The organism is Seonamhaeicola sp. ML3 (genome assembly GCF_023273855.1).
Taxonomy (GTDB): domain Bacteria; phylum Bacteroidota; class Bacteroidia; order Flavobacteriales; family Flavobacteriaceae; genus Seonamhaeicola.
In genome coordinates, this window is the sequence record NZ_CP096884.1 from 1,452,619 (window position 1) to 1,464,663 (window position 12,045).

Genomic DNA, 12,045 nt, shown 5'->3' on the forward strand with positions numbered 1-12,045 from the left:
TTTTCAAAGGGTTAATCTGGAATCATTCTAAATAATAAGCAAATATGAGTGAAAAAATAGTCGAAAAAAATGTCGCTGAAAGTGCTTTCAACGAAACAAATGTTGATGACGGAGTTTTGGTCCTGACCTTTAAAAACGAAAAAAGTATCGCTCAAAGTGTTTCTAAAGACATAGATAGTTCTTTTATACAGTTTCATTTTTGTGTAAAAGGGACGGCAAAGTTTGTTTTTAACCAAGGGCGATACATGCTTGATATACACGAAGAAAACTCTTTATTGTTATACAACCCACAGAGAGAGTTACCCATTAATCTTCAAGTAGCTCCTAATTCGTGGATTGTTTCAGTTCTCATACCAATTAAAAAATTTCACGGACTCTTTTCTCAAGAAGCTGATCATATAGTCTTCTTGAATGAAGAGAATAAGGACAAGAAGTATTACAAAGATGGTGTTATTTCACCATCTATGGCCATTGTTTTAAATCAGCTAATAAACTATAATCTTAACACTGCCATTAAACACATATACTTTAAGGGCAAAGCATATGAGCTGCTGAGTTTGTATTTCAATAGAAGTGAGGAAGCCGATGTGGAGCAATGTCCTTTTTTAGTTGACGAAGCCAATGTTATAAAAATTAGAAATGCTAAGGATATCATTGTATCTCGTATGGCCGAACCTCCAAGCTTACAAGAGCTAGCGGATGAAATCGGGCTTAGTTTAAAGAAATTAAAGGAGGGCTTTAAGCAAATTTATGGCGATTCGGTGTTTAGCTTTTTGTTCGATTATAAAATGGAAGTGGCTCGAAAGTTACTAGAATCTGGCGATGATAATGTAAACGAAGTAGGACTTAAGGTTGGTTATAGCACCTCAAGTCATTTCATCGCTGCATTTAAGAAAAAGTATGGGACAACACCAAAAAAATACCTGATGTCTCTAAGTTAGCGCATTCCTATTTGTAGGGTTTTTTGCGTTAATTATATTTTTTTAGTATTTTTGAGTACATAGAGATTAAAAATTTTTAACCTAAACCCCCAAGTCATGAAATTTTTATCCCCAGAAATCGAAGCGTTTTATAAACGTCGCAACGGTACTACAAGTAAAAAATCTTTAATAAGGCAGAGTAAATCCTGTGGTATTTTTCAAGATTGTTATGATCATGAAAAAAAGCCGCTTTCATACCATTATCAAACTGCTAAAAAACATAATTTAAATACATAACTAGAGGTCTGTTGTTTAGATTTTGTGTTGTATTTTTACAACATAAAATGAACACAGATAAATTTAATTTGTTGTTTACCGACCTAAATAATTAAACTCTTCTATTGTAAAAGCGTGTTGGTTGATCTAAGCATAAAGTTTTTATTTGTTTCATTATCAGGAAATAAAAATTTTGCATTAGATGAAAAAAGGAATCTTACTCGTTAATCTTGGCTCTCCAGATAGTCCAGACCCAAAAGATGTAAAAAAGTATTTAGGCGAATTTTTAATGGATGAGCGTGTCATCGATATACCATACACGGCAAGAGCATTGCTGGTAAGGGGTATCATTCTAAAAACCCGCCCCAAAGCTTCTGCCGCTGCTTACAAGAAAATTTGGTGGGAAGAAGGTTCCCCGCTTATTGTAATCTCAGAGCGTCTTCAAGATAAAATTCAAAAACAAGTTGATGTTCCCGTGGCATTAGCTATGCGTTACGGTAGTATGACCATAGAAAAAGGTCTCAGGGAATTGGTAGACCAAGGAGTTGATGAGGTGTTGCTTTTCCCCTTGTATCCCCAGTTTGCAATGGCTACTACTGAAACCATTTTAGTTAAGGCAGAAGAGTTGAGAAAGCTTCATTTTCCAAACCTTAAAATAGATTCTGTACCCGCGTTCTATAACAGAGCAGACTATATTGAGGTACTCGCTAATTCCATTAAACATCATCTGCAGGGTAAAAATTACGAACATTTATTGTTCTCTTATCATGGGGTTCCAGAGCGCCACATTAGAAAAAGTGACGTTACTAAATCGCATTGTAAAATTGATGGCAGTTGTTGTGCCACGCCAAGTAAAGCACACGAGTTTTGCTATAGACACCAATGTTTGGAGGTAACCCGACTGGTTGGCGAATTTCTTCAGCTTGAAGAAGGTACATATTCTACATCATTTCAATCGCGTTTAGGATTCGACCCATGGTTACAGCCTTACACCGATAGGACTATAGAACGCCTGGGAAAACAGGGCACTAAAAACATGGCTATTGTTACACCTGCCTTTGTTAGTGATTGCTTGGAAACACTCGAAGAAATTGCTATGGAAGGGGAGGAGATATTCCACGAAGTGGGAGGTGACCAGTTTACTACAATTCCATGTTTAAATGATGATGATGACTTCGTAAATTTATTATCAAAATGGATAACCGATTGGTCTAAAAACTAACCTTAATGGACTATTATAATTACATAAAGTCGTTTCATTTAATTTTTGTAGTTACTTGGTTTGCAGGGTTATTTTATATTCCAAGGTTATTTGTATATCAGATTGAAGCGTCTCAAAAACCATCGCCAGAGAAGGAGATTTTGGGCAAGCAGCTTAAGCTCATGGCCAAGCGTTTATGGTATATCATTACATGGCCCTCGGCGATTTTATGTACCATCTTCGCCATATGGTTATTAATTATCAATCCTTTTTGGCTAAAACAACCCTGGATGCACGTAAAGTTGGGGTTCGTCGTTTTACTTTTCATATATCATCTTGTGAGTCATAAATACTACAAGCAGCTTCAAAACGATACTTGTAAAAAATCGTCGAGTTACATGCGTATTTGGAATGAGGGAGCTACCTTCATTCTATTCGCTGTCATCTTTTTGGTCATTTTAAAAAGTAGTATCAATTGGATTTGGGGTATTGTAGGGATGTTGATTTTGGGAGTGCTTATTATGCTTGGCTTCAAAATTTACAAGCGTATCAGGGAGAAAAACCCAGAAGCCTAACTAAATTTCAAGTTATAAGAACCAAAGTCTAAATGGTATTTGTTTAGAGTTTGAACTTTTTAAAATTGGAATTTAATGCATCGCATTTTTTGGTGCGATTATTGTTATCTTTAAGCATTAAATTACCAAATGAACTTAAAAAATCTTTCCTTACGTACCCGTATTTTTTTAGCAATGATTCTTTTGGTGTTAATGGCCTCTGTGCTAATTTCTGCCGTAGCTATTTATCAGTATAAGGAACAAAGTACAGACTATCATTCTAACCGATTAAAACGTAAGGAAAAGAATATACAAACGCACTTAAAACGGTTTTTAAATGGCAGGTATAACACCTGGGAAATAAAGACCGAAAATCTGCCTTTAATCTTTAAGGATGAAATCTATAACGTTGCTAATATTCACAGGCTTCAAATTAATCTTTACGATTTAGAAGGGAACCTCTTATTGTCGTCTCGAGCAGGAATTCAGTACAACGAAGCATCTCAGTGTCTTGATGCCGAAATCCTGAATGCCATATTTAATAAGATAGAATTAAGTGAAATTTCTAACACACCAGAGCATAGGCATGTAGACACTTTAAGCGAAAATGGAGAAACGTTTCAGTCGTCTTACACCTTTCTTTTAGATAAAAATTCTAAACCTTTGGCCATACTAAATCTTCCCTATTTAGAAAAAGGCGATTTTTTAGAAATGGAGCTTATGGAGTTCTTAAAACGTATTGGTTTTGCGTTTATAATTATTCTTTTAACAGCGATTGCCATCGCCTTTTTATTGTCTAAGTTTATTACCAAATCGTTGCAAGCTATTAGTGATAAAATTTTATCTACACGCCTAGAAAAACGTAATAAGAAAATCGATATCGATGCTACCAGCGAAGAAATTTCGATACTGGTAAATTCGTATAATAATATGATTGATGAGCTCGAAGAAAGTGCTGTTAAATTAGCACGCAGCGAGCGTGAACAGGCCTGGCGTGAAATGGCAAAGCAAGTGGCCCATGAAATTAAGAATCCATTAACGCCCATGCGTTTAACAGTACAGAATTTTCAACGTAAGTTCGACCCTAAAGACCCTAATATTAATTTAAAAGTCGACGAGTACAGTAAAACACTCATTCAGCAGATTGATACCATGAGCTCAATAGCTTCGGCTTTTTCCAATTTTGCTAAAATGCCAGCGCAGCAAAATGAAACGCTTAATGTTGTAAAGATTGTAAAGTTGGCTTTAGATATTTTTAATGAAGATTATATAGTCTTTACATCGGAGTTTGATGAGGTTATCGCTAAGTTCGACCGAACCCAACTCATTAGGGTAGTTACCAATTTGGTTAAGAATGGGATTCAGGCCATGCCAGAAAACCGAACGCCACGAATTGCAGTTCATGTAAGTACAAAAAACAAAAATGTGGTCCTAACCGTATCCGATAATGGTTCGGGAGTTTCCGAAGAAAATAAAGATAAGGTATTCGAACCTAAGTTTACAACCAAAACCAGTGGCATGGGGCTTGGTTTGGCTATGGTAAAAAATATTGTAGATACGTATAACGGCAATATTTCGTTTCAGTCTAAAAAAGATAAAGGCACAACCTTTAAAGTAACATTTCCTAAAGAATAAAATTTCCTGAAAATCCCTTTGTCGCACTGAGCGTAGTCGAAGTGACTAAGGAAAGTAGGAATCCATAACATATTAAAAATGAATTTCAATAACATCCTTACCGAATATGATAATGGCATTACGACCATTACCATTAACCGCCCCAAAAAGTTAAATGCCTTAAACCAAGAAACCATTAATGAGTTGCACCACGCGTTTAAAGAGGCGGATTTAGACGAAGATACCAAAGTCATTATTCTAACCGGAAGCGGTGAAAAAGCCTTTGTTGCTGGTGCAGATATTAGTGAGTTTGCAGATTATACCATAGAAGAGGGCGAGTATTTAGCGGCTAATGGCCAAAAAATACTATTTAGTTTTGTAGAGCAATTGTCTACGCCTGTTATTGCTGCGGTAAACGGATTTGCTTTAGGTGGCGGTTTGGAATTGGCTATGGCCTGTCATTTTAGAGTGGCCAGCGATAATGCTAAAATGGGACTTCCGGAGGTTTCTCTTGGGGTTATTCCGGGTTATGGTGGTACACAACGTTTAACCCAATTGGTGGGTAAGGGGCGTGCTATGGAAATGATCATGACCGCCGGTATGATAGATGCCAATAAGGCGCTAGACTTTGGTTTGGTAAATCATGTGACCACGCAAGATGAACTATTACCACTTTGCGAAACCATAGCAAATAAGATTACAAAAAACTCAATGGTTGCTGTTGCTGAAGCTATTAAAGCCGTTAATGCTAGTTTTGAAGAGGGTATTAATGGTTACGAGGTTGAAATTAAAGCCTTTGGTAAATGCTTTGGAACTGAAGATTTCACCGAAGGTACCACAGCTTTTTTAGAAAAACGTAAGGCTGAGTTTCCGGGGAAATAGGTTGGGTTTTGTTTAATGCATAGATAAAGTTTCGTTTCAATGAACCTTATGAGTTGTTAAACGAAGGTAGATGAAATTTTTTACAAAATCAATATTGTTAATAACCCATTTTTGCTTTAACATTTTTGAGTTGAATTTCTAAGTACTTTTATAAAGCAGGTATTCCCAATAACTTTTTAAATTTTCACAATTATGGACCCCAAGTCTGTTATAAAAGGACGTGGCGCGCAGCTTAACGTCCCTAATCGTTTTTTCGAATTAAGTCACGACACCCGAGACGATTTTCTGGAGTTTTGCCATAAAGAAGGCGAAAAGGCCGATACAAATAAAACGCGATATTTAGAGGTCTTTCCTAAAAGTATAATTAATAAGGTAAAGAGTCCGGATGTTGGCATGATGTATAGCATGAATGCTTACCAAGGCTGTGAGCATGGTTGTATTTATTGTTATGCTCGAAACACACACGAATACTGGGGTTACAGTGCGGGTTTAGATTTTGAAAGGCGTATTTTGGTAAAAAAAGAAGCGCCAAAACTTCTGGAGGACACATTAAAAAAATCTAGCTGGAAAGCACAAACCATTGTTATGTCTGGGAATACAGATTGTTATCAGCCTGCGGAACAAACTTATAAGATCACAAGGCAGTGTTTAGAAGTGTTTTTAAAGTACCGGCATCCGGTTGGTATCATAACTAAGAATGCACTTATTTTAAGGGATTTAGATATCGTAAAAGCATTGGCAAAAGAGGGCTTAATTGGAGTGAACATTTCCATTACCTCGTTATCTGAAAAAACTAGACGCATACTAGAGCCCAGAACAGCCAGTATTAAGCGCAGGTTAGAAACGGTTAAAACCCTAACCGAAAATGGAGTTCCTGTAAATGTGATGATTGCTCCCATTATTCCCGCCATAAACAGTCATGAAATTTTGCCCCTGGCCAAAGCAGCTGCCGATTATGGTGCCTTATCGATAGGACATACGGTTGTTAGATTAAATGGTGCTATTGGCGAAATTTTCACCGATTGGATAAAAAAAACCATGCCCGATAGAGCAGATAAAGTTTTGCATCAAATAGAAAATTGCCATGGCGGCAGTTTAAATGATAGTAGGTATGGTACTAGAATGCGTGGTGAAGGAAAAATTGCAGAGCAAATTAATACTTTGGTAAGATTGGCTAAGCTCAAGTATTTTAAAAACAAAACAATGCCCAAGCTTAATACCCATCTGCATGAGCAGTATAAACACGGACAATTAAAACTGTTTTGAATGGGCGTTTAGTTGCTTTATTAAAAAGACATTAAAAAAGCGCGCCATTGGCGCGCTTTCTAGCAAAACTAAATAAACTAAGAACTAAACTATTTATTGATAAACTTTGTAAATTCCTTGTTGTTGGTTGAGAATACAATCTTATATCTTCCTGCTTCTAGTTTATAAATACGCTCAATGCTTTGCGTATCTGTAATGGTTTCAGAAAACAAAAGCTCTGAGTCATTGTCATATAGCCCAAAAACTTTAACAGCCAACGGCTCTTTTGCTGGTGCTAGTTTGGTAATGTATATTAAACCGTCTTTTTGATCTACATGAGGTTTATAAACTGTCGTTTCTTGATTTTCATTTACAGTAACTTCTTTAAAATCGACTGTAAATGGCATGGTTTTAATTTCCATATCCTTTTCTAGTTCAAAAGAATAATTACCATCTGGAAGTGCCGTTAGGTCAAATCCTTTTGTATAAAGACCTGTTTGCTCTATAACTTCTTTATATAGTACGCTTCCATATACATCTTTAATAAAAAGTAAGTTGCCTTCTTTAACATTTTCTATTGTTAAAGCGGTAGATTTTAGATCTTTACCATATCTAGTTAAAGAAATCTCGTTTGCGTAACCCATAACCGTAGCCATTGTTGCTACTATTAAGATTACTTTTTTGGTGTTTGATAATACGTTTTTCATCTGTATTGTTTTTAACGTTTTACACTTCAAATTTATGGGGATTTAGAATAACTTAAAACATTGATTTTGATGTATTTATATGCTAAATTATCTGTTAATTTTATATCAAGTTTTGGTTAAGATAAAATACCATAAGTTGGAGTTAATTTCCTTTAGAAAACCGATTTAGGTATCTATTACAGTAAATAGACTTTTTTAGAATTAGAGCAAAAAAAAGTGGGCCACCACAGCCCACTTCTACCAACTAAACTAAATAAGACATTAAACTAATAATTAATGAATTTTGTAAAATCTTTATTATTGGAACGAATTACAATTTTGTAGCTTCCTTCTTCTAATTTATAAGCCCTTTCAATGGCTTGAGTTCCTTTTATGGTTTCAGAGAATAGTAATTCGGTATCACCATCATAAATACCATATACTTTTACGTAAAGTGGTTCTTTTTCAAGAGCTAGCTTTGTAACAAGTATAAGCCCATCACTTTCTCGTACATACGGCTTATAAACTGTAGTTTCTTCTTCTTTGTTAAAAGAAACCTCGTTTAGCGCCACGGTAAAAGGAATGGTGTTGATTTCCATATCTTTTTCCAGTTCTAGTATATAACTACCATCTTTAAAGCTGCTAAGATCAAAGTCCTTATTATATAGTCCGTTTTGTTCTATTACTTCTTTATATAATGTGACACCTTTTACATCTTTAATAGAGAGTAGGTTGCCTTGCTTAACATTTTCGATTGTTAATGAGGCAGATCTAAGATCGCTTTCATAATTAATAAAAGAAATCTCGTTAGCGTAACCCATAACCGTAGCCATTGTTGCTACCATTAAAATTACTTTTTTTGTGTTTGATAATACGTTTTTCATGATTTGGTGTTTTTAACGTTTTATACTACAAATGTATAGGGGTTTTAGGAAGCATAAAACATTGATTTTGACAAATTTGTATGCTAAATTACCTGTTAATTTTATGCTAAGTTTATGTTAAGTTAATATACCATAAGTTGGAGTTAATTTCCTTTAGAATTTAGGAAATCGATTTAGGTATATATATTGAGTAAATAGAATTTTTCAGAATTAAAGCAAAAAAAAAGTGGGCCACCACAGCCCACTTCTACCAACTAAACTAAATAAGACATTAAACTAATTATTAATGTATGCTTTATGAAAATTTTTACTATTTCTCATAGAAGTTCAAAAAACTTCCTGTTTTGCAACTCGTTGTTTTCGATAACAACAACTTACGGTACAAAGATACAGCAGTAATACACCTTGAAAAACATCAATTTTTGCTTATTTCTATGCTATATTAACCATTACCTATATGTTAACTTAATGTTAAGGTAATTTAGTACACAATAATGGTAATACTATATATAATGTATGCATAATATGTTGTAATTTTGTTTTAAAAGAAAACCCTCTATGATCACTAAGAAACCTACATTTAAAAAACTGTCGCCTTCCTTTGGTACTTCCATATTGGTGAAACAGCACAACGATACATTAGATAGGGGTGAAATGTTTTGGCATTTTCACCCAGAAATTGAACTTATATATATTAACCGTGGCCAAGGGAAAACCCATATTGGTAACCATTTATCGTATTTTAACAATAGCCAATTAATTTTAATAGGCTCTAATTTACCACACAATGGTTTTACAGATAGGTTAACAGCCGCCGGAATAGAGACTACCGTACAATTTAGTCCAGAATTTTTAGGAGAAGATTTTTTTAAAAGCGTGCCAGAGGCAGCCGCTATAGCCTCTCTTTTTGAACGGGCCAAAAATGGTATTAAGTTTAATAGAATAGCCAAGGATTTTGTGGGTTCTAAAATTGAAGGTTTAGAGGAATACACCGGATTGGATAGGATTTTAAAACTTCTTGAGATTTTAGAATATTTAGCAACTACAGATGATTACACCATCTTAAACGCCGATGGTTTTATGTTTGAAACAGAACCACAGGATACCGATAAAATTAAAACCATATACAAATATGTAAATGCTCATTTTAAAGAGCACATTGCACTAGAGGAAATAGCAGATAAAGTAAGTATGACCGTTCCTGCATTTTGTAGGTACTTTAAAAAGACAACGGGAAAAACCTTTACTCAGGTTGTAAACGAGATAAGGATTGTACATGCCACGAAATTGCTAAACGAGAGTAAAATGAGTATTGCAGACATTTGTTTTGAATGCGGATTTAATAATTTTTCGCATTTCAATAAACAGTTTAATGAGATAATCGGTAAAAGTGCCTCTAACTACAGGAAGGAAATTAAACAGATTATTCAGTAGTTTATTTTACCACAATAACTTAAAACCCCTTTACAAAACTGTAAAGGGGTTTTTTTTGTATTAAGGGAATTTTGCGCCTACATGAACCTAAACCACAATATTAAAATACCTGTTATAACAGGTAATGTTAAGAATAACATTAAAAGGTAAAGTACCGCATCAAGATTTTCCTTCTTTCTACTTTTAATGGTTGCTTTCATTTTTAATAGTTTTAGAATTATGTTGTAAAGGTACAGTCTTTACCTGGTGGCTAAAACAGGAATATTGACGAATATATGTGTTATATTGATTGTTAAATCATTGTAAATAAACAAGATATGTCGTAAGCTAATGGTTTGTTATCGTTAAACTTCACCATTCCATTCCATATAAAATTGCCTAAGGAAGTTTTCCATATAGGTATGTCTTTCTTTAGCCAACTGTTTACCGGTTTTAGTATTCATACGGTCTTTTAAGAGCAGTAGCTTTTCATAAAAATGGTTAATTGTTGGTGCGGTAGACGATTTATATTCGACCTTGCTCATGTTTAAATTAGGCTTAATATCTGGGTTGTAGAGTTGTCTGTTCTTGTAACCTCCGTAATTAAAAGTTCTTGCTATGCCAATGGCTCCTATGGCATCTAAGCGATCGGCATCCTGGATGACATCCAATTCTGGTGAATGGAACTTTTGAGATTCATTTCCGCCTTTAAACGAAATGTTTTCTATAATTTTTACCACATGTTCTATAACAGCAGAGTCTATATTTAGCTTGAATAAAAATTTACGTGCTAAATTAGGCCCTACGGTTTCATCACCATCATGGAATTTACTATCTGCTATATCGTGAAGTAAAGCTCCCAGAGCGACTATAAAAGCATCTACGGGCTCGTTTTTTGCAATCAACAGAGCATTGTTAAGTACGCGTTCTGTATGAAACCAATCATGTCCACCTTCTGCATCAGAAAGTGTTTCTTTAACAAAGGTTTTTGTTTTATCTATTATTTCTGTAGAACTCATAGTTTAGATCTCTTCTAAAACGGATTGCCCTTTACTTTTATCTCCAGAGGTCCATTGCCAAGTTTCATGGAGTCTAATTTTACCGTTAGGCGTTATTTCTGGGTAAGATGAGCATATTCCTGTCATGAGGTCTCCATTTGAGTTAACTTGGTGGTACCTCATGTCTATATGCCCTTTATCGTCTACTGTACCAATAAGGTGACCCTCCACAATATTACCACCTTTATAATTACAGCTTAAAATATGGCCTGTCTGTTGGTAATGAAATACCATACTTGTATTTATCTCGCTATTGTTAGAGTTTGATATTAAACGGAACTTTTTATTATGGTAGTTAATCAAAGTTACTTTATAGTCTATTTAATGATTGCGGGTTCTACCCATTTAAACTGAAATGAATTTTCAGGAATCTTCATTCTATCAGCAAGTCTATACATTCTATCTGGTAGCTTCATTAAATAATCCCTGGCTTTTTCGGCCTCGTCTGTTAAGTTGGTTATTTTATCTATTTCCCAGCGATTTATTAGCTTTTGTAAAATGTCTACATAGTCTTTTGAGGTGTAAACCCCAATTCGTTGCGCCGTATTCGAAAACTCTTCGAAAGCCGTACTTATGTTATCTCCTGATTCTCTTAAAAAATGGGCTGGCATAGTAATTTTTTGTTTCATCATATAATGAAAAGCCATCATCATTTGGCTAGGGTCTACTTCAAAAATACGTTCAACAAATTCAGAATAGGCATTATGATGTCTCATTTCATCTCCCGATATGATTTGGCACATTCTCGCTAATCTTTTATTACCGTTTTTTTTGGCAATTTTAGCCACCCTATTATGGGAAATGTAAGTGGCTAATTCTTGAAAACTCGTATAAACAAAGTTCTTGTAAGGGTCTCTGTCGGTTCCAATATCAAATCCATCAGAAATTAAATATTGTGTAGTTACTTCAATTTCTCGCATATTTACCCTTCCAGAAAGGTAAAGGTATTTATTAAGCACATCACCATGGCGATTTTCTTCACCAGTCCAATGTTTTACCCATTTAGACCACCCGTTAGGGTTATCCACTTGGTCTATACCTTCAACATCCATTAACCAAGACTCGTAGGTAGGTAGCGCTTCTTCAGTAATCATATCACCAACCAAAACGACCCAAAAATCATAAGGTAATTCTTTGGCAAGCTCCCTTATTTCATGAATTTCATCGAAAAACTCTTCGCCTTCAGAATTAGGGAGGAAATCGGTTGGTTGCCAAATTTTATCAATTGGGACTAAGTATTTTTCTATAAGTGCGTCAACATCTTTTTCCAAAAACTTCATGACTTCTAATCGCACGTTTTTTAATGACATTA

Annotated in this window: 14 protein-coding genes; 8 read left to right on the forward strand and 6 right to left on the reverse strand. The window is 34.9% G+C overall.

What is annotated here, in order from left to right; genetic code table 11:
• Positions 1-44: 44 nt before the first annotated feature.
• From M0214_RS06590 to M0214_RS06620, 7 genes are all read left to right on the forward strand, one after another.
• Complete coding sequence (locus M0214_RS06590) at positions 45-941, forward strand: helix-turn-helix transcriptional regulator (RefSeq protein ID WP_248724674.1); 897 nt, start codon at positions 45-47, stop codon at positions 939-941.
• Positions 942-1,037: 96 nt separating this feature from the next.
• The gene (locus tag M0214_RS06595; RefSeq protein WP_248724675.1) at positions 1,038-1,217 is read left to right on the forward strand and encodes a hypothetical protein; all 180 of its coding nucleotides are present in this window, start codon (positions 1,038-1,040) and stop codon (positions 1,215-1,217) included.
• Positions 1,218-1,398: 181 nt separating this feature from the next.
• The gene (gene hemH, locus M0214_RS06600) at positions 1,399-2,418 is read left to right on the forward strand and encodes a ferrochelatase (protein WP_248724676.1); all 1,020 of its coding nucleotides are present in this window, start codon (positions 1,399-1,401) and stop codon (positions 2,416-2,418) included.
• 5 nt (positions 2,419-2,423) lie between these two features.
• Entirely contained in the window at positions 2,424-2,972 is a 549-nt protein-coding gene (locus M0214_RS06605) for a CopD family protein (RefSeq protein WP_248724677.1), read from the forward strand.
• A gap of 129 nt (positions 2,973-3,101) precedes the next feature.
• The gene (locus tag M0214_RS06610; RefSeq protein ID WP_248724678.1) at positions 3,102-4,586 is read left to right on the forward strand and encodes an ATP-binding protein; all 1,485 of its coding nucleotides are present in this window, start codon (positions 3,102-3,104) and stop codon (positions 4,584-4,586) included.
• 78 nt (positions 4,587-4,664) lie between these two features.
• A complete protein-coding gene (locus tag M0214_RS06615; protein ID WP_248724679.1) occupies positions 4,665-5,447 on the forward strand; it encodes an enoyl-CoA hydratase/isomerase family protein in 783 nt (260 codons plus the stop codon).
• Positions 5,448-5,639: 192 nt separating this feature from the next.
• Positions 5,640-6,713: a PA0069 family radical SAM protein gene (locus M0214_RS06620; protein ID WP_248724680.1), complete on the forward strand. Its 1,074-nt coding sequence runs from the start codon at positions 5,640-5,642 to the stop codon at positions 6,711-6,713.
• Positions 6,714-6,802: 89 nt separating this feature from the next.
• Here M0214_RS06620 and M0214_RS06625 read toward each other — a convergent pair whose 3' ends face one another.
• Together M0214_RS06625 and M0214_RS06630 are read right to left on the reverse strand one after the other, a co-directional pair.
• The gene (locus M0214_RS06625; RefSeq protein ID WP_248724681.1) at positions 6,803-7,399 is read right to left on the reverse strand and encodes a hypothetical protein; all 597 of its coding nucleotides are present in this window, start codon (positions 7,397-7,399) and stop codon (positions 6,803-6,805) included.
• 266 nt (positions 7,400-7,665) lie between these two features.
• Positions 7,666-8,262, reverse strand: coding sequence for a hypothetical protein (locus M0214_RS06630; RefSeq protein WP_248724682.1), 597 nt, complete (start codon positions 8,260-8,262; stop codon positions 7,666-7,668).
• A gap of 558 nt (positions 8,263-8,820) precedes the next feature.
• On the opposite strand from M0214_RS06630, the gene M0214_RS06635 reads away from it, so the two are divergent.
• Positions 8,821-9,696: an AraC family transcriptional regulator gene (locus tag M0214_RS06635; protein ID WP_248724683.1), complete on the forward strand. Its 876-nt coding sequence runs from the start codon at positions 8,821-8,823 to the stop codon at positions 9,694-9,696.
• Positions 9,697-9,773: 77 nt separating this feature from the next.
• Here the strand turns inward: M0214_RS06635 and M0214_RS15310 are convergent, their stop codons facing one another.
• From M0214_RS15310 to M0214_RS06650, 4 genes are all read right to left on the reverse strand, one after another.
• A complete protein-coding gene (locus tag M0214_RS15310; RefSeq protein WP_256467957.1) occupies positions 9,774-9,896 on the reverse strand; it encodes a hypothetical protein in 123 nt (40 codons plus the stop codon).
• A 144-nt stretch (positions 9,897-10,040) separates the two neighbouring features.
• Entirely contained in the window at positions 10,041-10,694 is a 654-nt protein-coding gene (locus tag M0214_RS06640) for an HD domain-containing protein (RefSeq protein ID WP_248724684.1), read from the reverse strand.
• A 3-nt stretch (positions 10,695-10,697) separates the two neighbouring features.
• Positions 10,698-10,967 (reverse strand): n-acetylglutamate synthase, encoded by a 270-nt coding sequence (locus M0214_RS06645; protein ID WP_248724685.1) that lies wholly within the window; start codon positions 10,965-10,967, stop codon positions 10,698-10,700.
• Positions 10,968-11,050: 83 nt separating this feature from the next.
• On the reverse strand, positions 11,051-12,043 hold the full coding sequence (locus M0214_RS06650; RefSeq protein WP_248724686.1) for an acyl-ACP desaturase: 993 nt from the start codon (positions 12,041-12,043) through the stop codon (positions 11,051-11,053).
• Between the last annotated feature and the right edge of the window lie 2 nt (positions 12,044-12,045).

Excerpts from the sequence above, each read along its gene's own strand:
- M0214_RS06650 (WP_248724686.1), bottom strand. The coding sequence starts at position 12,043 with ATGTCATTAAAAAACGTGCGATTAGAAGTCATGAAGTTTTTGGAAAAA.
- M0214_RS06590 (WP_248724674.1), top strand. The coding sequence starts at position 45 with ATGAGTGAAAAAATAGTCGAAAAAAATGTCGCTGAAAGTGCTTTCAAC.
- M0214_RS15310 (WP_256467957.1), bottom strand. The coding sequence starts at position 9,896 with ATGAAAGCAACCATTAAAAGTAGAAAGAAGGAAAATCTTGATGCGGTA.
- M0214_RS06615 (WP_248724679.1), top strand. The coding sequence starts at position 4,665 with ATGAATTTCAATAACATCCTTACCGAATATGATAATGGCATTACGACC.
- M0214_RS06640 (WP_248724684.1), bottom strand. The coding sequence starts at position 10,694 with ATGAGTTCTACAGAAATAATAGATAAAACAAAAACCTTTGTTAAAGAA.
- M0214_RS06645 (WP_248724685.1), bottom strand. The coding sequence starts at position 10,967 with ATGGTATTTCATTACCAACAGACAGGCCATATTTTAAGCTGTAATTAT.
- M0214_RS06620 (WP_248724680.1), top strand. The coding sequence starts at position 5,640 with ATGGACCCCAAGTCTGTTATAAAAGGACGTGGCGCGCAGCTTAACGTC.
- hemH (WP_248724676.1), top strand. The coding sequence starts at position 1,399 with ATGAAAAAAGGAATCTTACTCGTTAATCTTGGCTCTCCAGATAGTCCA.
- M0214_RS06625 (WP_248724681.1), bottom strand. The coding sequence starts at position 7,399 with ATGAAAAACGTATTATCAAACACCAAAAAAGTAATCTTAATAGTAGCA.
- M0214_RS06595 (WP_248724675.1), top strand. The coding sequence starts at position 1,038 with ATGAAATTTTTATCCCCAGAAATCGAAGCGTTTTATAAACGTCGCAAC.
- M0214_RS06635 (WP_248724683.1), top strand. The coding sequence starts at position 8,821 with ATGATCACTAAGAAACCTACATTTAAAAAACTGTCGCCTTCCTTTGGT.
- M0214_RS06630 (WP_248724682.1), bottom strand. The coding sequence starts at position 8,262 with ATGAAAAACGTATTATCAAACACAAAAAAAGTAATTTTAATGGTAGCA.
- M0214_RS06605 (WP_248724677.1), top strand. The coding sequence starts at position 2,424 with ATGGACTATTATAATTACATAAAGTCGTTTCATTTAATTTTTGTAGTT.
- M0214_RS06610 (WP_248724678.1), top strand. The coding sequence starts at position 3,102 with ATGAACTTAAAAAATCTTTCCTTACGTACCCGTATTTTTTTAGCAATG.